The organism is Pseudomonas chlororaphis subsp. piscium (assembly GCF_003850345.1).
GTDB lineage: Bacteria > Pseudomonadota > Gammaproteobacteria > Pseudomonadales > Pseudomonadaceae > Aquipseudomonas > Aquipseudomonas piscium.
This window is the reverse complement of the sequence record NZ_CP027707.1, coordinates 6,353,257-6,370,643: the sequence shown is the minus strand read 5'-3', so window position 1 is coordinate 6,370,643 and position 17,387 is coordinate 6,353,257. Positions and strand designations below refer to the sequence as shown.

At 61.4% G+C, this 17,387-nt stretch carries 19 protein-coding genes; 10 read left to right on the top strand and 9 right to left on the bottom strand.

The genetic code is table 11. The annotated features are described in order from the left end of the window. Positions 1-17: 17 nt before the first annotated feature. From rpe to trpE, 3 genes are all read left to right on the top strand, one after another. A complete protein-coding gene (gene rpe, locus C4K38_RS29040) occupies positions 18-692 on the top strand; it encodes a ribulose-phosphate 3-epimerase (protein WP_025807374.1) in 675 nt (224 codons plus the stop codon). After that, the gene (locus C4K38_RS29035; protein ID WP_053281139.1) at positions 689-1,507 is read left to right on the top strand and encodes a phosphoglycolate phosphatase; all 819 of its coding nucleotides are present in this window, start codon (positions 689-691) and stop codon (positions 1,505-1,507) included. Before rpe ends, C4K38_RS29035 begins: the two co-directional genes overlap by 4 nt. A 70-nt stretch (positions 1,508-1,577) precedes the next feature. Beyond that, on the top strand, positions 1,578-3,059 hold the full coding sequence (gene trpE / locus C4K38_RS29030) for an anthranilate synthase component I (RefSeq protein ID WP_053281138.1): 1,482 nt from the start codon (positions 1,578-1,580) through the stop codon (positions 3,057-3,059). 65 nt (positions 3,060-3,124) lie between these two features. Here trpE and estP read toward each other — a convergent pair whose 3' ends face one another. Further along, positions 3,125-5,035, bottom strand: coding sequence for an esterase EstP (gene estP / locus C4K38_RS29025; RefSeq protein ID WP_053279596.1), 1,911 nt, complete (start codon positions 5,033-5,035; stop codon positions 3,125-3,127). 408 nt (positions 5,036-5,443) lie between these two features. On the opposite strand from estP, the gene C4K38_RS29020 reads away from it, so the two are divergent. The 4 genes from C4K38_RS29020 to C4K38_RS29005 all read left to right on the top strand — a co-directional run bounded on the left by C4K38_RS29020 (position 5,444) and on the right by C4K38_RS29005 (position 8,698). Then, positions 5,444-6,037: an aminodeoxychorismate/anthranilate synthase component II gene (locus C4K38_RS29020; RefSeq protein ID WP_053279597.1), complete on the top strand. Its 594-nt coding sequence runs from the start codon at positions 5,444-5,446 to the stop codon at positions 6,035-6,037. A gap of 9 nt (positions 6,038-6,046) precedes the next feature. After that, positions 6,047-7,096, top strand: coding sequence for an anthranilate phosphoribosyltransferase (gene trpD, locus C4K38_RS29015; protein WP_009051142.1), 1,050 nt, complete (start codon positions 6,047-6,049; stop codon positions 7,094-7,096). Next, positions 7,093-7,929, top strand: a complete 837-nt coding sequence (trpC, locus tag C4K38_RS29010; protein WP_053279598.1) for an indole-3-glycerol phosphate synthase TrpC — start codon at positions 7,093-7,095, stop codon at positions 7,927-7,929. The genes trpD and trpC overlap by 4 nt, the downstream gene beginning before the upstream one ends. Before the next feature lie 67 nt (positions 7,930-7,996). Further along, complete coding sequence (locus C4K38_RS29005) at positions 7,997-8,698, top strand: lipoate--protein ligase family protein (RefSeq protein ID WP_053279599.1); 702 nt, start codon at positions 7,997-7,999, stop codon at positions 8,696-8,698. On the opposite strand, the gene crp is transcribed toward C4K38_RS29005, so the two are convergent. Further along, complete coding sequence (crp, locus tag C4K38_RS29000) at positions 8,695-9,339, bottom strand: cAMP-activated global transcriptional regulator CRP (protein WP_009051139.1); 645 nt, start codon at positions 9,337-9,339, stop codon at positions 8,695-8,697. The two genes, C4K38_RS29005 and crp, sit on opposite strands and share 4 nt — an antisense overlap. A 235-nt stretch (positions 9,340-9,574) precedes the next feature. On the opposite strand from crp, the gene C4K38_RS28995 reads away from it, so the two are divergent. After that, on the top strand, positions 9,575-9,997 hold the full coding sequence (locus C4K38_RS28995; RefSeq protein ID WP_053279600.1) for an OsmC family protein: 423 nt from the start codon (positions 9,575-9,577) through the stop codon (positions 9,995-9,997). A gap of 82 nt (positions 9,998-10,079) precedes the next feature. Here the strand turns inward: C4K38_RS28995 and coq7 are convergent, their stop codons facing one another. From coq7 to hemJ, 6 genes are all read right to left on the bottom strand, one after another. Continuing rightward, positions 10,080-10,727, bottom strand: coding sequence for a 2-polyprenyl-3-methyl-6-methoxy-1,4-benzoquinone monooxygenase (coq7, locus tag C4K38_RS28990; protein ID WP_053279601.1), 648 nt, complete (start codon positions 10,725-10,727; stop codon positions 10,080-10,082). Between the two features lie 125 nt (positions 10,728-10,852). After that, on the bottom strand, positions 10,853-11,191 hold the full coding sequence (locus C4K38_RS28985) for a histidine triad nucleotide-binding protein (RefSeq protein ID WP_007930180.1): 339 nt from the start codon (positions 11,189-11,191) through the stop codon (positions 10,853-10,855). 79 nt (positions 11,192-11,270) lie between these two features. Next, positions 11,271-12,059, bottom strand: coding sequence for an SDR family NAD(P)-dependent oxidoreductase (locus tag C4K38_RS28980; RefSeq protein WP_025804011.1), 789 nt, complete (start codon positions 12,057-12,059; stop codon positions 11,271-11,273). A 130-nt stretch (positions 12,060-12,189) separates the two neighbouring features. Next, a complete protein-coding gene (locus C4K38_RS28975) occupies positions 12,190-13,014 on the bottom strand; it encodes a DUF805 domain-containing protein (RefSeq protein ID WP_053279602.1) in 825 nt (274 codons plus the stop codon). Positions 13,015-13,106: 92 nt separating this feature from the next. Next, positions 13,107-14,075, bottom strand: coding sequence for an NAD(P)H-dependent flavin oxidoreductase (locus C4K38_RS28970; protein ID WP_053279603.1), 969 nt, complete (start codon positions 14,073-14,075; stop codon positions 13,107-13,109). Between the two features lie 34 nt (positions 14,076-14,109). Then, the gene (gene hemJ / locus C4K38_RS28965) at positions 14,110-14,541 is read right to left on the bottom strand and encodes a protoporphyrinogen oxidase HemJ (protein WP_007930191.1); all 432 of its coding nucleotides are present in this window, start codon (positions 14,539-14,541) and stop codon (positions 14,110-14,112) included. 133 nt (positions 14,542-14,674) lie between these two features. On the opposite strand from hemJ, the gene argC reads away from it, so the two are divergent. Beyond that, positions 14,675-15,709, top strand: coding sequence for an N-acetyl-gamma-glutamyl-phosphate reductase (gene argC / locus C4K38_RS28960; protein ID WP_053279604.1), 1,035 nt, complete (start codon positions 14,675-14,677; stop codon positions 15,707-15,709). Between the two features lie 167 nt (positions 15,710-15,876). Beyond that, positions 15,877-16,227: an iron-sulfur cluster insertion protein ErpA gene (gene erpA, locus C4K38_RS28955; RefSeq protein WP_007906865.1), complete on the top strand. Its 351-nt coding sequence runs from the start codon at positions 15,877-15,879 to the stop codon at positions 16,225-16,227. A gap of 67 nt (positions 16,228-16,294) precedes the next feature. On the opposite strand, the gene C4K38_RS28950 is transcribed toward erpA, so the two are convergent. After that, the gene (locus tag C4K38_RS28950; protein ID WP_053279605.1) at positions 16,295-17,386 is read right to left on the bottom strand and encodes an anhydro-N-acetylmuramic acid kinase; all 1,092 of its coding nucleotides are present in this window, start codon (positions 17,384-17,386) and stop codon (positions 16,295-16,297) included. Position 17,387 lies beyond the last annotated feature (1 nt).

Below are 17,387 nucleotides of genomic sequence, written 5' to 3'. Positions count from 1 at the left end.
GCTCAAAAAGGTGCGTCATGCAGCCCTTCGCAATTGCTCCGTCGATCCTCTCCGCCGATTTCGCCCGCCTGGGCGAGGAAGTGGACAATGTTCTCGCCGCTGGCGCCGATATCGTGCATTTCGATGTCATGGACAACCACTACGTACCCAACCTGACCATTGGCCCGATGGTCTGCGCCGCCCTGCGTAAGTACGGTATCACCGCGCCGATCGACGCCCACCTGATGGTGAGCCCGGTGGATCGCATCATCGGCGACTTCATCGAAGCCGGCGCCACCTATATCACCTTCCACCCGGAAGCCACGCTGCACGTCGACCGCTCCCTGCAAATGATCCGCGAAGGCGGCTGCAAGGCCGGCCTGGTGTTCAACCCGGCCACCCCGCTGGACGTGCTCAAGTACGTCATGGACAAGGTCGACATGATCCTGCTGATGAGCGTCAACCCGGGTTTCGGTGGCCAGAAGTTCATCCCGGGTACCCTCGACAAGCTGCGTGAGGCCCGTGCCCTGATCGACGCTTCCGGTCGCGACATCCGCCTGGAAATCGACGGCGGGGTGAATGTGAACAACATCCGCGAAATCGCTGCCGCGGGCGCCGATACCTTCGTGGCGGGCTCGGCGATCTTCAATGCGCCGAACTACCAGGAAGTGATCGAGAAGATGCGCGCCGAACTGGCGCTGGCTCGTCCATGAGTGGTTTCGAGCAGCTGTTCCCGGGGCGTCTGCCGCGGCTGGTGATGTTCGACCTGGATGGCACCCTGGTCGATTCGGTTCCCGACCTCGCGGCGGCCGTGGACGAGATGCTGCTCAAACTGGGACGCCCGCCCGCCGGTATCGAATCGGTGCGCGAATGGGTTGGCAACGGTGTGCAGATGCTGGTGCGCCGGGCCCTGGCCAACGACATCGCGGCGCAAAGCGTCGACGATGTCGAGGCGGAGCGCGGACTGGAGCTGTTCAACAGCGCCTATGAGGATGGCCACGAACTGACCGTGGTCTACCCCGGCGTGCGCGACACCCTCAAATGGCTGCACAAGCAGGGCGTCGAAATGGCGCTGATCACCAACAAACCGGAGCGTTTCGTCGCCCCGCTGCTGGATCAGATGAAGATCGGCCGTTATTTCCGCTGGATCATCGGTGGCGACACCCTGCCGCAGAAGAAGCCCGACCCGGCCGCCCTGTTCTTCGTCATGAAAATGGCCAGTATCCCGGCCTCGCAATCGCTGTTCGTCGGTGACTCGCGCAGCGATGTGCAGGCGGCGAAAGCCGCGGGCGTGAAGTGCGTGGCATTGAGCTATGGCTACAACCACGGACGGCCGATTGCCGAGGAAATGCCGGCCCTGGTGATCGACGATCTGCGCCAGCTAATTCCCGGTTGCCTGGATCCGGCCGCTGAGATAACGTTGCCCGACGCTGTTCAATCCCCTCCTGGAAACGCCATCGTGGTGGTCACTCGCAAACTCTGGATGAAAGTCATCAAGGCCCTGGCCCGCTGGCGTTGGCGCGCCTGACTTGTTCCTGGCCGGTCTTCCGGCGCGTTTGCATACCTGACTGTCAGAACCTCAAGCCACGAGGCACCCCATGATCCGCGAAGAATTCCTGCGTTTGGCCGCTGCCGGCTACAACCGCATCCCGCTTGCCTGCGAAACCCTGGCCGACTTCGACACGCCGTTGTCGATCTACCTGAAACTGGCCGACCAGCCCAACTCCTACCTGTTGGAGTCGGTGCAGGGCGGCGAGAAGTGGGGCCGTTACTCGATTATCGGCTTGCCCTGCCGCACCGTGCTGCGGGTGCATGACCACCATGTCAGCGTGACTGTCGATGGCATCGAAACTGAAAGCCATGACGTGGCCGATCCGCTGGCGTTCGTTGAAGAATTCAAGGCGCGCTACCAGGTGCCGACCATTGCGGGCCTGCCGCGTTTCAACGGTGGCCTGGTCGGTTACTTCGGCTACGACTGTGTGCGTTACGTGGAGAAGCGCCTGGGTAAATGCCCGAACCCGGATCCGATCGGCGTACCGGACATTCTGCTGATGGTCTCCGACGCCGTGGTGGTGTTCGATAACCTTGCCGGCAAGATGCACGCCATCGTCCTTGCCGATCCGTCCCAGGACGATGCCTTCGAGCAAGGCCAGGCGCGCCTGCAGGCGTTGCTGGAGACGCTGCGCCAGCCCATCACTCCGCGTCCTGGCCTGGACTTCAGCAAGCAGCAGGCAGCTGACCCGGTGTTTCGCTCCAGCTTCACCCAGGGCGACTACGAGCGTGCCGTCGATACCATCAAGGAGTACATCCTGGCGGGCGACTGCATGCAGGTGGTGCCTTCGCAGCGCATGTCCATCGACTTCAAGGCGGCGCCGATCGACCTGTATCGCGCCCTGCGTTGTTTCAACCCGACGCCTTACATGTACTTCTTCAACTTCGGCGACTTCCATGTCGTCGGCAGTTCGCCGGAAGTGCTGGTGCGGGTCGAAGACAACCTGATCACTGTTCGCCCGATCGCCGGCACCCGTCCACGGGGCGCCAACGAAGAGGCGGACCTGGCGCTGGAGAAGGATCTGCTCTCCGACGACAAGGAAATCGCCGAGCACCTGATGTTGATCGACCTGGGGCGCAACGACACCGGGCGGGTTTCAGAGATCGGTTCGGTGAAGCTCACCGAGAAGATGGTGATCGAGCGCTATTCCAACGTGATGCATATCGTCTCCAACGTCACTGGCCAGTTGAAGACCGGGCTGACGGCGATGGACGCGCTGCGGGCGATTCTGCCGGCGGGCACCTTGTCCGGCGCGCCGAAGATCCGCGCGATGGAAATCATCGACGAACTGGAGCCGGTCAAGCGTGGCGTGTATGGCGGGGCCGTGGGTTATTTCGCTTGGAATGGCAACATGGACACGGCCATCGCCATTCGTACGGCGGTGATCAAGGACGGCGAACTGCATGTGCAGGCCGGTGGCGGAATAGTCGCCGACTCGGTGCCGGCGCTGGAATGGGAAGAAACCCTGAACAAGCGTCGCGCCATGTTCCGCGCTGTGGCCTTGGCCGAGCAGACGCCCGATAGCTGAGCCGGACAACGAGCCATAAAAAACGCTGCCTCCTCACGGGGGCAGCGTTTTTTATTACCTGCGGTTCAGAAGTCGAGGCTGACCCCGACATTGATGCCTTGCTGGGTGAAGTCATCGTCCTTGCGGATGTTGTAGCTGGCGCGCAGGGCCAGGTCCTGGGTGAGCTTGTGGCTGACCCCGAGGTTCAGGCGGTTCAGGTTGGTCTGCGGGGTATAGCCTTCCAGGGTGTAGCGGTTATCCGGCAGGCTGTTGAGGGCCATGGTCAGCTTCTGGGTATCGTCCTCATATTCCTTTTCGTGGGCGATTTCGCCGAACACCTGGGTTTGCTGGGTGATCTGATACTTGCCCTGCAGGCCGATGCCCAGGCGCCGCGAGGTGCGTTTCTGGTCGTCGAAGGTCAGGGCGGTGGAGTCGTTGCCGTCCTCGGAATAACCGTCGACCTTGGCCCGCGCGTAGTCGGCGCTGATGAACGGCGACAGGTGCCACGGGCTGCTGGCCTGCTGCGCGATGTCGTAGCCCAGGCGAGCGCTGAAAGCCAGGATATCGCCGCTGGTATCGCCTTTTTCCCCGCGCTCATTGGCGCCCAGGTCGAATTTGCGCTTGAGGTTGTCGTAGTCCAGATGCCCGGCGGTAGCCGCCGCGTCAGCCCACCAGCGGTTTTGCTGGTACTGGACGAAGGCGGTGCCCAGGTAGGTGTTGAGTTTGTAGTCCGAGTCGTTGCCGCCCGCTTCGAGCTTCTGCCGATAGGCGCCGGCCAGCACGCCCACTCGCCAGGCCTCGTTGAGCCGGTAGCTGCCACCGATGTTCAGGTTGAAGCCGTTGCCGTCGGCACTGGCGCCGCTGCGCTGGCTGTCGAAGTCCTGGTGCTGGCCGCCCGCGGCGACAATCGCCCGCCATTGACCAACGCCCTGCCAATTTTCCCAATCGGCCTGCCATTGGTTGCGCAGCTCGTCCTGATGGGCGCGCAGGGTGCCCTGGGCCATTTCCGGGAGCAGGGTTATTTCCCAGGGTGCCGCCAGCAGGGAGTAAGCGTAATCGGCGATCAGCCGCTGGCCGGCTTCGGTGGGGTGGACCGAGTCGTTGTAGATCAGCTTGCTCGGGTCAGGTGTGGCGCTGTGAATGCCATAGCGGGCGTTTTCCGTACAGCCATTGCCACTGAAGCAGGTGGCGGTGAGGTTCTGGTCGGTGGCCAGGCCGAACTGCGCCGGGTTGGCGAAGCTTTCCTTCAATAGCGCGGGAATGTTGAGGGGGATGACTTCGGCATCGACCGTCTGCAGTTGCCGGACCAGCTCGGTGTTGAACTGGGCACTGAGCTGGGAAGTGAACCCTTGCAACGGGCTGCCGTTGATTGCCGGGGTCAGGCCGATGTCCGGCAGCAGCCAGACCATGATGTAGCGGGCGCCGGCTTGTTGCAGGGTCTGCACGCTGTCGACCAGGCGGCCGGCCGCGGCGTTGGCCTGGTCGAGGCTGGTGACGCGGCCCTGGAGGAAGTCGTTGCCGCCGCCCGACAGGTAGTACAGGGCATTCGGGTCGGCGCGCAAACTGTTGGCCACCAGATAACCCGGGCGGCTACGGCTGTCGGCGGTCGAGGTGGTGGTAATCGAATCGAGAATCTGGTCGGTGCGATAACCGCCGACCGCCCAGTTGTTGCCGTCAGGCAGGCCTGCGCTGGCGCGGGTGGCCGAGGTCGAGGCGGCGAGCTGGTCGTCCGAGAACCCCAGCTTGGCGCCGAGCAATTGGGTCGAGTTGGCGGAACGGAGTTCTCCGCTGCCATCCAGGTAGACCGGCCCGGTGCGGTTGGTAAAGCGCTGGGTCGCTCCCGCGGGACCGCCGGGATCGGCGAATTGCCCGGCATCGCTGAGGCTGTCGCCGAACACGATAAAGCTGGAATAGGGGGACGGCGCGGCTATTGCCTGGGCGCAGGCCAAGGACAAAAGACTGCTGGCAAGCGGGACAAACAACTTCTGTCTGATCATAGGTAAGTCCGTTTTATTTATTTTTGTATTGAACGAGACGACAGTACCAAAAACTTTTGTACATGAGCTATGGCCAAAGGCCGCATCGCTTGTTTGTCCGGGCGCGGGTCCCGCCATATTGCACCCTCTGCTCAGCTAAGTTACTGTGCCTGAACGTATGAATGAGACCTTCCCCGTGTTGATCGTCAGCAAACTCTTGATGCGAGTTGTTAAGGCACACGCCCGTTGGCGTTGGCGCGCCTAACTTTTCTCTGCCGGCCCGGCCGGACCTGTGCCGCTTTGCCTTCTTTACCCCTGTTCGACTCCGCTTGTGCTGGTTGAGTGATTGCAACCTCCGGCGGGCCTGTCAGCGGGCAATCCACTGAAGGCTGTATTAAAAGTCAGTGAATTCAAGAGGTTGTAATCCCCATGTTGCTGATGATCGATAACTACGACTCCTTTACCTATAACGTTGTGCAATACCTTGGCGAGTTGGGTGCCGAGGTCAAGGTAGTGCGCAACGACGAACTGACCGTGGCTGAAATCGAAGCGCTCAACCCTGAGCGGATCGTCGTGTCGCCCGGTCCTTGCACGCCGACCGAAGCCGGCGTGTCCATCGAAGCGATCAAGCATTTCTCCGGCAAGTTGCCGATCCTGGGCGTCTGCCTGGGTCACCAGTCCATTGGCCAGGCCTTTGGCGGCGACGTGGTGCGCGCGCGGCAAGTGATGCATGGTAAGACTAGCCCGGTATTTCACCAGGACAAGGGCGTATTCGCCGGTCTGAACCATCCTCTGACCGTGACCCGTTACCATTCCCTGGTGGTCAAGCACGACACCTTGCCGGACTGCCTCGAGCTGACCGCCTGGACCCAGCTGGAAGACGGCTCCGTCGACGAGATCATGGGGCTGCGGCACAAGACGCTGAACATCGAGGGTGTGCAGTTTCACCCCGAGTCTATTCTCACCGAGCAGGGCCACGAGCTGTTCGCCAACTTCCTCAAACAGAGCGGCGGCACGCGCTAAGGACTTTCCATGGATATCAAGACTGCCCTGAGCCGTATCGTCGGCCACCTCGACCTGAGCACTGATGAAATGCGTCAGGTCATGCGTGAAATCATGACCGGCCAGTGCACCGATGCACAGATCGGCGCCTTCATGATGGCCATGCGCATGAAAAGCGAAAGCATCGACGAAATCGTCGGCGCTGTTTCGGTCATGCGCGAGCTGGCGGACAAGGTCGAGCTGAAAACCCTCGACGGCGTGGTCGATGTGGTCGGCACCGGCGGTGACGGTGCGAACATCTTCAACGTGTCCACGGCTTCTTCCTTTGTGGTCGCAGCAGCCGGTTGCACGGTGGCCAAGCACGGCAACCGTGCGGTGTCCGGAAAAAGCGGCAGTGCCGATCTGCTCGAGTCCGCCGGCATCTACCTGAACCTGACGCCGGTACAGGTCGCCCGCTGCATCGACAACGTCGGCATCGGTTTCATGTTCGCCCAGTCCCATCACGGTGCCATGAAGTACGCCGCCGGCCCGCGCCGCGACCTCGGCCTGCGCACCCTGTTCAACATGCTCGGCCCGCTTACGAATCCGGCCGGCGTGAAACATCAGGTGGTGGGGGTGTTCACTCAGGCGTTGTGCCGGCCATTGGCCGAGGTTTTGCAACGTTTGGGCAGCAAGCACGTGCTGGTGGTGCACTCTCAGGATGGCCTGGATGAATTCAGTATCGCCGCGCCGACCTTTGTCGCCGAACTGAAGGATGACCAGATCACTGAGTATTGGGTACAGCCCGAAGACCTCGGCATGAAGAGCCAGAGCCTATTCGGCCTGGTGGTCGAAAGCCCGGCGGCATCGCTCGAGCTGATTCGCGATGCCCTGGGGCGGCGCAAGACCGAGCATGGGCAGAAGGCGGCAGAGATGATCGTGCTCAATGCCGGTGCCGCGCTCTATGCGGCGGACCATGCCAGCAGCCTGAAAGAAGGTGTGGCCCTGGCCCATGATGCTTTGCACACCGGGCTGGCCCGCGAGAAGCTTGAGGAATTGGGCGCCTTTACCGCGGTATTCAAGCAGGAGAATGAAGGATGAGTGTGCCGACGGTTCTGGAAAAGATCCTTGCCCGTAAGGTCGAGGAAGTGGCTGAGCGTAGGGCGCGGGTAAGCCTGGCCGAGCTCGAAGGCCTGGCCCGCGCCGCGGATGCGCCGCGCGGTTTTGCCAAGGCGCTGCTCGACCAGGCCAAGCTCAAGCAGCCGGCGGTGATCGCCGAAATCAAGAAAGCCTCGCCGAGCAAAGGCGTGATCCGCGAGCATTTCGTGCCGGCGGAAATCGCCAAGAGCTACGAGAAGGGTGGCGCGACCTGCCTGTCGGTACTCACCGACGTCGATTACTTCCAGGGCGCCGACGCCTACCTGCAACAGGCGCGTGCCGCCTGTTCGCTACCGGTGATCCGCAAGGACTTCATGATCGATCCGTACCAGATCGTCGAAGCCCGTGCCTTGGGCGCCGACTGCGTGCTGTTGATCGTGGCCGCGCTGGATGATGCCAAGATGGCTGAGCTGGCGGCCGTGGCCAAAGGCGTGGGCCTCGATGTGCTGGTCGAAGTGCATGATGGCGACGAACTGCAACGCGCCCTGAAAACCCTCGACACGCCGCTGGTGGGCATCAACAACCGCAACCTGCACACCTTCGAGGTCAATCTGGAAACCACCCTCGATCTGTTGCCGCAGATTCCACGCGATCGTCTGGTGATCACCGAGAGCGGTATCCTCAACCGGGCCGATGTCGAGCTGATGGAAATCAGCGACGTCTACTCCTTCCTGGTGGGCGAGGCCTTCATGCGGGCCGAGAGCCCTGGCCTGGAACTGCAGCGCCTGTTCTTCCCGGAGCGTGGCGTTCCGGTGAGCGGTTCGACCCTGGACTGAACCTGGGTTGATGAAGAAGCCGGCGCCGCCGGCTTTTTTATACCTATCGCAAAGGACCTTTACTGCCATGACCCAGCCTCTTTCCCTGACCGTCGAAGCCGGCCTGCAGGCCGAACAGGATCTGCTCGCCCAGGTATGCAGCGGTGACCAGGAGTACGGCCTGTTGTTCTGGCAGCCGAGCGACAGGGCCTTGGTGATGCCGCGGCGCTTGAGCCGTTTACCGGGGTTCGAGCAGGCTTGCGAGGCGCTGGCCGCCAGTGGCTGGCCGGTGTTGCTGCGGGAAACCGGCGGGGAACCGGTGCCGCAATCGGCGGCGACGATCAATATCGCGCTGGTCTATGCGCCGCCTCGCAGTGAGGGTGACCAGAACCGGATCGAAACCGGCTATCGCCGTTTGTGCCAGCCGATCTGCGACCTGCTTTCCGAGCTGGGGGGCGAACCCTCCCTGGGTGAAGTCGAGGGCGCTTTCTGCGATGGCCGGTTCAACGTCAATCTCAATGGGCGCAAGATGGTTGGCACCGCCCAGCGTTGGCGTCAGAGCAAGGGCGGGACGCGTCCGGTTGGATTGGTGCATGGCGCGCTGTTGCTGGATGACGAGCGGGAAACCATGGTCGCGGCAGTCAATCGTTTCAACCAGGCTTGTGGCCTGGAACAGCGTTGCCGTGCCGAGAGTCATATCGCCTTGCATGAGGCGTTCGCCGCGCCGAATGCCGTCGAGCGCCTGGATGCCCTGTATCGGCAGATGCTGGTGCAGTTCCTGCCGCTCTAACGGGTGCCGAACACCACCATGGTCTTGCCTTTGACGTGGACCAGGTTGCGCTCTTCGAGGTCCTTGAGCACCCGGCCGACCATTTCCCGTGAGCAGCCGACGATCCGCCCGATTTCCTGACGGGTCACTTTGATCTGCATGCCGTCCGGGTGGGTCATGGCATCCGGCTGCTTGCACAGTTCGAGCAGGCAGCGGGCCACTCGCCCGGTGACATCGAAGAACGCCAGGTCGCCGACCTTGCGGGTGGTGTTGCGCAGGCGCTGGGCAATCTGGCCACTGAGCACGTACAGAATGTCCGGGTCCTGTTGGGACAGCTCACGGAATTTCGCATAGCTGATTTCCGCGACTTCGCATTCGACCTTGGCCCGTACCCAGGCGCTGCGTTGCTGCTCGTGTCCGGCCTGTTCGAACAGGCCCAGCTCGCCGAAAAAATCCCCGGCATTGAGATAGGCAATGATCATTTCCCGACCGTCATCGTCTTCGATCAGGATGGTGACCGAGCCTTTGATGATGAAGAACAGCGTGTCCGACTGGTCGCCGGCACAGATGATGTTGCTCTTGGCCTGATAACGGCGGCGCTGGCAGTGCATCAACAGCTTGTCGAGGTTCTTGATCTTGGGTGTAGGGGCAAGAGCAACCATGGTTGTATCCCGAAAAGACAGCACGGTGTGATTTGGTTTTTTTATGGGGCGGTCAAGCAGGATCGCCGATAGCTGGCAATGCGCCAGTGATTTGGCGCCAGCTTAACAGACACATCCTTTGGGTAATTAAGAATTTTCCTATCAGAACTGAGTGTGGCACCGGAACAGGCAAAGCGCTGCCATCCAAGGCCCTGTGCTAAGCTGGCGACCCTTTTTTAGCAGTGGAGTCTTGGCGATGAAGGCACGCATCCAATGGGCTGGCGAAGCCATGTTCCTCGGGGAATCGGGCAGCGGTCATGTGGTGGTAATGGATGGTCCGCCGGAAGCCGGTGGTCGCAACCTGGGCGTGCGCCCGATGGAAATGCTCCTGCTTGGCGTAGGCGGTTGCAGCAACTTCGACGTGGTCAGCATCCTGAAAAAATCCCGCCAGGCTGTCGAAAGTTGCGAAGCCTTCCTCGACGCCGAGCGTGCGACCGAGGATCCCAAGGTCTTCACCAAGATCCACATGCACTTCGTGGTCAAGGGCCGCGGGTTGAAAGAAGCCCAGGTCAAGCGCGCCATCGACTTGTCGGCGGAAAAATACTGCTCGGCATCGATCATGCTCGGCGCGGCCGGGGTTGCCATCACTCACGATTACGAAATAGTCGAGCTCGGTTGAGTCGCCATCCGACCATCCTGAATTTGCGGCAAAAGAAAGGGCGCTGAAAAAGCACCCTTTTTTTGCCTGCGATTTGTATCGATCAGATCCGGTAAGTGCTTTTGGTCATGACCTTGGCCAGCAGGCTCATACCGAATTTCACCGGCGCCGGGAAGCGGAATCCCCCTGCATCCAGGGCACTTTCGGCGTGTTGTTCTTCGTCGATGCGCATCTGCTCGAGAATCGCCCGGGACTTTTCATCCTCGGCCGGCAATTGCTCGAGGTGTTCGTTGAGGTGTTTGCACACTTGATCTTCAGTGGCAGCCACGAAACCCAGGCTGACCTTGTCGCTGATCAGCCCGGCTACCGCGCCGATGCCGAACGACATGCCGTAAAACAACGGGTTGAGCACGCTGGTGTGGCTACCCAGTTGGTGAATGCGCTGCTCGCACCAGACCAGGTGGTCGATTTCTTCTTCCGCGGCATGTTCCATGGCGGCGCGCACTTGCGGCAGCTTGGCGGTCAGGGCCTGGCCCTGATACAGCGCCTGGGCGCAGACTTCGCCGGTATGGTTGATGCGCATCAGGCCGGCGACATGCTTGGTGTCCACTTCGCTCATCTGCACGTCCGGCTGCACGATGGCAGGGGAGGGGCGATAAGGCTGGCCGCTGAAGGGCAGCAAGGTACGCATTGCCGCATCTGCCTGCAGCAGTAGACGGTCAATCGGCGAGTAGTGACGTTGGGTAGTCATGCTTACCTCCGGGAAGAATCACGGCGGCCAGTTTACCCCAATCGATGGGCAGAGGCCTGCGCTGGATCAGCACACTCTCGGCAAAACCGGGCGAGAAGTGTGCTGCCGTGCACTTTGGGCAGGGATCAGCCCGGAGGCCAGTGCATCTGACGCTGACCCAGAACGTGCATGTGAATGTGATACACGGTCTGGCCGCCGAGTTCATTGCAGTTCATGACGACGCGGAAGCCTTCCTCGCAACCCAGTTCCCTGGCCAGGCGCTGGGCAGTGAACAGGATATGCCCGGCCAGCAGCTTGTCGTCTTCGGTCAGGTCATTGAGGGTGCGCACCGGCTTTTTCGGAACTACCAGGAAATGCACGGGGGCCTGTGGGGCGATATCGTGGAAGGCCAGAACCTGGTCGTCCTCGTAGATGATCTTCGCCGGTATTTCCCGGTTGATGATCTTGGTGAACAGAGTATCCACAGCTGTTTCTCCGTTGTGTTGGTCCGGGGTGAGTGTACTCAGGCAAGCCGAGTGCGCCCAGCCTTAGATGGTTGCCAGGTCAGCGCGGGCAATAGGCTTTGTTGACGGCGCCGGAAATCTTGCGGGTCAGCCAGCGCGAACCCAGGCGCGGGCTGAACGCGAACCAGCGATTGCGGCGGCCGGGGATGATAATGGCGCGGTTCTTTTCCAGGGCGCGCACGGTGTACAGCGCGACTTCTTCCGGGCTCATCAGCAGTTTGCTGCCGTTAAGTTTCTCGGTATTCAACTGGGCGGTATCAAAGAAACCGGTACGGGTCGGGCCGGGGCAGAGCACGGAAACCTTCACTGCATTGTTTTTCAGTTCCTCGCGCAGGCCTTCGGAGAAGTGCAGCACATAGGCCTTGCTGGCGTAGTAGGTGCTCATCCAGGGGCCGGGATAGAAGCCGGCGATCGAAGCGACGTTGAGAATCTGCCCGCCGCCCTGCAAGGCCATGCTGTTGCCCAGGGCATGGCACAGCCGGGTGAGGGCGAGAATGTTCACTTCGATCAGGTCCTGCTCGGTCATCCAGTCCTGAGCGAGGAAGGGGCCACAGGTGCCGATACCGGCGCAGTTCACCAGCAGATCGATCTGCCGATCGCCTTCCTCCAGCTCCAGCAGAAAACCCGAAAGCCGCAAAGGCTCGGACAGGTCGCAGGCGCGGAACAGCACCTCGACGCCAAAGCGCTGGGTCAACTCGATGGCGATGCTTTCCAGCTGATCACGCTGACGGGCCACCAGGATCAGGCTACGGCCACGCCGGGCCAGCGCTTCGGCCAGGGCCAGGCCTATGCCGCTGGAGGCGCCGGTGATCAGAGCGTAACGGGTCATGCGGTTCTCCATTGCAACGGCCGGTTGCCTGTGGGGAAAAGTCCCAGGCAGCGGCGCGTCAATTCAATCCGATAGTCTACAGGTGGCCGGGGCGGGCTTGCTGCTTTCACTGCGCCTGCCCATGGGCGCTCTAGACCGAGCTGAGCCCACCAATGAGGGACAGCGGCAGAACGATTATCCACAGCGCGGCAAGCCCCTTGACCGCTCCACTGTTTGGCGGAGGCGGCGCGCCATAACGGTTGGCGCCGGTGTTGCCCGGCAGGACCGCCAGCAGCAGTGGAAACACTGCGTACACAAAAGGCAGCAAGTTCAACAGCCAGAGCCAGCCCGACCAGCCCAGGTCATGCAGGCGCTGAACGGAAATGGTGATGTTCAGATAGGCGAAGGCCAGCGCCACGACGCCGAGGAAGATCATTCCAGTAACATGCAAGCCGTTGCCGACCAGGGCTGCGGTCAGGAAACCGCCGACGAGGGTGGCCAGCAGGATCAGCGCCAGGGTCCAGGCGAGATAGCGCAGGCGTCCGATACGGCCATCGACGGTGTAGAACTTCAGCTCGCCAAACTCGGGAAGGGGATCGCCCACTGTGGCTTGAGGTGGGGTGTAGGGCGAAGTGCCCGCACCGGCCATGGGTTCTGCCTGGGGCGAGGCTACCGAAGGCGAAGGGGTTGGCGTTGGCACTGCGGGAGCGGGCTGAGGTGCCGGTTGGCTGGCGCCTGGGGCAAGGTCCGGTTCGACGCGTGGGGCGATCCCGGCCTGGTTCAGCGCAGCGAGATAAATATCCGCGTCCTGCTGGGAGAGGTCACGCTTGAGGGTGATGTTTTGCCCCTTGAACAGAGGCTCGATCGCGGCGATATCGCTTTTGAACAGCTTGGCGATTTTCTGCTTGGCATGTTCGAGGTCGACACCTGGAAGCAGAGCCCCGTCAAATACGATCTTGAAACGGTCTTGGCTCATGCAGGGCTTCCTTGTCGGCTATATAGAGAGGGCTTTCGCAGGGCGATAGTTTAAAGCCAGCCGTCCGTTGCTGGCTAAAAAACATCAGCGATTCAGAGCGGCCAGCGTTTTGGTAGCTGGGCGGCCAGCTCCTGGGCTGCACGGTATTCGGCGTCCAGGCGGGCGACCAGTTGATCGACGCTCGGCAAGTCATCGATTTCACCGACACCTTGTCCGGCGGACCACACGGTTTTCCAGGCTTTGGCTTCGTCGCTGAGCGGCTTGAGTTTCGAGCCAAAGTTGACTTCGCCTTTACCCTGCAGGGCGGCAAGGTCGAAGCCGGCGTTTTCCAGGCTTTGGCGCATGAAGCTTGCCGGAACCCCGGAGACTGCCGCGGTGTGCACGATGTCGGCGGCCTTGGCGCTCAGCAGCATCTCTTTATAGGCCTCCGGCGCATGGCTTTCCGTTGTGCCGATAAAGCGCGTGCCAAAGTAGGCAAGGTCAGCTCCAAGCAGCTGTGCGGCGAGGATCTCGTGGCCGTGGTTCAGGCAGCCAGCCAGCAGCAGCGTCTTGTCGAAGAACTGGCGGATTTCGGCGATCAGGGAGAAGGGGCTCCAGGTCCCGGCGTGACCACCGGCGCCGGCGGCTACGGCGATCAGTCCGTCGACCCCAGCCTCGGCAGCCTTTTCCGCGTGACGCCGGGTGGTGACGTCATGGAAGACCAGGCCTCCATAAGCATGCACCGCATCGACCAGCTCCTTCACCGCGCCCAGGCTGGTGATGACGATAGGCACCTTGTGTTCGATGCAGATCGCCAGGTCGGCGTTCAGGCGTGGGTTGCTGTGATGCACGATCAGGTTGACGGCATAGGGCGCGGGGTTTTCCAGGGTCGCAAGGCCAGCTTCGATTTCTTCCAGCCAGGCCTTGAAGCCACTGCTTTCACGCTGGTTGAGGGCAGGGAAACTGCCGACCACACCGTTGCGGCAGCACGCCAGGACCAGTTGTGGGTTGGAAATCAGGAACATCGGCGCTGCCACGACAGGCAAGCGCAAGCGTTGTTCGAGCAGAGCGGGCAGCGACATTGGAAGTACCCCGAATAATAACGGCTAGTAGGAATTAGAACGGCCGGACGACGACCAGAATTACGATAGCCAGCAATACCAGAACTGGCACTTCATTGAACCAGCGGTAAAAGACATGGCTGCGGGTGTTTTCGCCACGGGCAAAACGTTTCACCTGGGCGCCGCACATATGGTGGTAGCCAATCAGGATGACCACCAGGGTCAGCTTGGCATGCATCCAGCCGCCCTGGCCGAAGTAGGCGCTGGGGTTCAGGCTCAGCAGCCAGATGCCGAAAATCAGCGTGGCGATCATCGCCGGCCCCATGATCCCGCGGTACAGCTTGCGCTCCATGATGCTGAAGCGTTCCTTGCTGATCGTGTCTTCGCTTTGGGCGTGATAAACGAACAGGCGCGGCAGGTAGAACAGCCCGGCAAACCAGCAGACCAGACTGACGATGTGAAAGGCTTTGAGCCACAGATAGAGCATTTCGGTTATTCCCAGGTTCACGGAGCGAAGATAGTAGAGGCAGGAGTGTCCGCACGTCACCTTGACGGTTGTCGCAGGGTCTTTCGGCCCCTATCATCGACGGCTTTCCAGTGGGTTCGTTGAGGGCAGGTTTATGGTCAAGGTCGGTATCGTCGGCGGCACGGGTTACACCGGTGTCGAACTGCTGCGTCTGTTGGCACAGCATCCGCAGGCTGAAGTGGTAGTCATCACTTCCCGATCCGAGGCAGGCCTTGCCGTCGCCGATATGTACCCAAACCTGCGAGGCCACTATGACGGCCTGGCATTCAGCGTTCCGGACATCAAGACCCTCGGTGCCTGCGATGTGGTGTTCTTCGCGACGCCGCACGGCGTTGCCCACGCCCTGGCGGGTGAGTTGCTGGCTGCGGGTACCAAGGTCATCGACCTGTCGGCAGATTTCCGTCTGCAGGACGCCGATGAGTGGGCCAAGTGGTACGGCCAGCCCCATGGCGCCCCTGAATTGCTCGACGAAGCCGTCTATGGCCTGCCGGAGGTCAATCGCGAGCAGATCAAGAAGGCCCGTCTGATCGCTGTTCCGGGTTGCTACCCGACCGCTACCCAGCTCGGCTTCCTGCCATTGCTGGAGGCGGGGCTGGCCGACACTTCACGCTTGATCGCCGACTGCAAGTCGGGTGTCAGCGGTGCCGGTCGGGGTGCCAGCGTCGGTTCCCTGTACTCCGAGACCTCGGAAAGCATGAAGGCCTATGCGGTCAAAGGTCATCGTCACCTGCCGGAGATTCGCCAGGGCCTGCGCCGTGCGGCGGGCAAGGATGTCGGCCTGACGTTCGTGCCGCACCTGACGCCGATGATCCGTGGTATTCACTCGACGCTTTATTCCACTGTCGTGGATAAGTCGGTGGACCTGCAGGCGCTGTTCGAGAAACGTTATGCCAACGAGCCGTTCGTGGATGTGATGCCGACGGGCAGCCATCCAGAAACCCGCAGCGTGCGGGGCGCCAACGTATGTCGGATTGCCGTGCACCGTCCGCAGGATGGCGATCTGGTGGTTGTGTTGTCGGTGATCGACAACCTGGTGAAAGGCGCGTCGGGCCAGGCCGTACAGAACCTGAACATCCTGTTCGGTCTGGATGAGCGCCTGGGCCTGTCCCACGCCGGCATGTTGCCTTAAGGCGTCTGCCTGCTTCAGCAAAAGGCCCGTTTACGGGCCTTTTTGCATTCTGCGGTGAGCCCCGGGCCTATTGATATACCGTAACAATAGTTGACCGCTTTTCTGGGAGAAGCGGATAATGCGCGTCATCACGCATTATGGCGGCGTAACGCCGGGAGATAGTCAGCATGAGCGTCGAATCCTTCACCCCCACGGCTTTGCAATTCACCCACGGTGCCGCGCACAAGGTGAAGAGCCTGGTCGATGAAGAGGGTAATGATCGCTTGAAGCTGCGCGTATTCGTTACGGGCGGCGGTTGTTCAGGGTTTCAGTACGGCTTCACTTTCGATGAAGAAGTCGCGGATGACGACACCATCGTCGAGCGCGAAGGCGTCAGCCTGGTGGTCGATCCGATGAGTTTCCAGTACCTGGCGGGTGCCGAGGTGGATTATCAGGAAGGTCTGGAAGGTTCGCGCTTCGTGATCAAGAACCCGAACGCCACGACCACCTGCGGTTGCGGTTCTTCGTTCTCGATCTGATCGCTGGTCAAGGTTTTATCAGGCGCCGCAGGGCTTTCGGGCTCTGCGGCGTTTTGCTGTCTGGCAATCAGGCAGGGTAGATCGCGCCCAGTACACGCAGGCCGCGGGCGCCCGTGACGCTTGGGCGGTTGGCGGCGATGCCTTCGAGGCAGCAGTGGGCCAGCCAGGCGAACGCCATGGCTTCAACCCAGTCCGGATCGACGCCGTGGGTGGCGGTACTGCTGACCTTGGTGTTGGGTAGCAGGCTGGACAGGCGACTCATCAAGGTCGCGTTGTGAGCTCCGCCGCCACAGACCAGCAGCTCCTGGGTATCGCTCTGTGCGACTTGCAGCGAGTTGACTATGGTCAGTGCTGTCAGCTCGAGGAGCGTTGCCTGTACGTTTTCGGGGGCAAAGGCTGGCAAGCGAGCCAGATGTCCCTGTAGCCATTCCAGGTTGAACACCTCGCGGCCAGTACTCTTTGGGCCTTGAGTGGCAAAGAACGGGTCGCTGAGCAGTGCATTCAGCAACTTAGGCTCGATCTGGCCGCTGGCGGCCCATTGGCCGTCGCGATCGAAGTTCTCTCCACGCTGGGCATTGATCCAGGCGTCCAGCAGAACATTGCCCGGGCCGCAGTCGAAGCCGGCAACCGGCTTGTCGCTCTCGATCAGGCTCAGGTTACTGAAACCGCCGACGTTCAAGACTGCGCGCTTGCCGGCACTTCGATCAAAGAGTGCTTCATGAAAGGCCGGCACCAGTGGCGCGCCCTGGCCGCCGGCTGCGACGTCGCGGCTGCGGAAGTCGCTGACTACCGTGATTCCGGTGAGCTCTGTCAGCAGGGCCGGGTTGCCGATCTGGACCGTGAAACCTCGGGCTGGCTCATGGCGGATGGTCTGGCCATGGCTGCCAATGGCGCGGATGTCCACGGGTTTCAGTTTCTGTTGGGCAAGGAGGCTATGAATGCCCTGGGCGGCCAGCCTTACCCAGTTCTGTTGGGCGATGGCGGAGCGGGCGATTTCATCGGGGCCGCTGGCGCACAAGCCAAGCAGCTCGGCGCGCAGGGATTCGGGCATGGGGATGTAGTGCGTGGCGATCAGCCTGATCGCCGGTGTTTGCTCGATGAGTGCGATATCCAGGCCATCAAGACTGGTCCCGGACATCACACCTATATAGAGCGCCATG

Excerpts from the sequence above, each read along its gene's own strand:
- C4K38_RS29005 (WP_053279599.1), top strand. The coding sequence starts at position 7,997 with ATGACCCAGCCTCTTTCCCTGACCGTCGAAGCCGGCCTGCAGGCCGAA.
- hemJ (WP_007930191.1), bottom strand. The coding sequence starts at position 14,541 with ATGCTCTATCTGTGGCTCAAAGCCTTTCACATCGTCAGTCTGGTCTGC.
- C4K38_RS28950 (WP_053279605.1), bottom strand. The coding sequence starts at position 17,386 with ATGGCGCTCTATATAGGTGTGATGTCCGGGACCAGTCTTGATGGCCTG.
- erpA (WP_007906865.1), top strand. The coding sequence starts at position 15,877 with ATGAGCGTCGAATCCTTCACCCCCACGGCTTTGCAATTCACCCACGGT.
- trpC (WP_053279598.1), top strand. The coding sequence starts at position 7,093 with ATGAGTGTGCCGACGGTTCTGGAAAAGATCCTTGCCCGTAAGGTCGAG.
- crp (WP_009051139.1), bottom strand. The coding sequence starts at position 9,339 with ATGGTTGCTCTTGCCCCTACACCCAAGATCAAGAACCTCGACAAGCTG.
- estP (WP_053279596.1), bottom strand. The coding sequence starts at position 5,035 with ATGATCAGACAGAAGTTGTTTGTCCCGCTTGCCAGCAGTCTTTTGTCC.
- C4K38_RS28995 (WP_053279600.1), top strand. The coding sequence starts at position 9,575 with ATGAAGGCACGCATCCAATGGGCTGGCGAAGCCATGTTCCTCGGGGAA.
- rpe (WP_025807374.1), top strand. The coding sequence starts at position 18 with ATGCAGCCCTTCGCAATTGCTCCGTCGATCCTCTCCGCCGATTTCGCC.
- C4K38_RS29020 (WP_053279597.1), top strand. The coding sequence starts at position 5,444 with ATGTTGCTGATGATCGATAACTACGACTCCTTTACCTATAACGTTGTG.
- C4K38_RS28970 (WP_053279603.1), bottom strand. The coding sequence starts at position 14,075 with ATGTCGCTGCCCGCTCTGCTCGAACAACGCTTGCGCTTGCCTGTCGTG.
- C4K38_RS28980 (WP_025804011.1), bottom strand. The coding sequence starts at position 12,059 with ATGACCCGTTACGCTCTGATCACCGGCGCCTCCAGCGGCATAGGCCTG.
- trpE (WP_053281138.1), top strand. The coding sequence starts at position 1,578 with ATGATCCGCGAAGAATTCCTGCGTTTGGCCGCTGCCGGCTACAACCGC.
- coq7 (WP_053279601.1), bottom strand. The coding sequence starts at position 10,727 with ATGACTACCCAACGTCACTACTCGCCGATTGACCGTCTACTGCTGCAG.
- C4K38_RS29035 (WP_053281139.1), top strand. The coding sequence starts at position 689 with ATGAGTGGTTTCGAGCAGCTGTTCCCGGGGCGTCTGCCGCGGCTGGTG.
- argC (WP_053279604.1), top strand. The coding sequence starts at position 14,675 with ATGGTCAAGGTCGGTATCGTCGGCGGCACGGGTTACACCGGTGTCGAA.
- trpD (WP_009051142.1), top strand. The coding sequence starts at position 6,047 with ATGGATATCAAGACTGCCCTGAGCCGTATCGTCGGCCACCTCGACCTG.
- C4K38_RS28975 (WP_053279602.1), bottom strand. The coding sequence starts at position 13,014 with ATGAGCCAAGACCGTTTCAAGATCGTATTTGACGGGGCTCTGCTTCCA.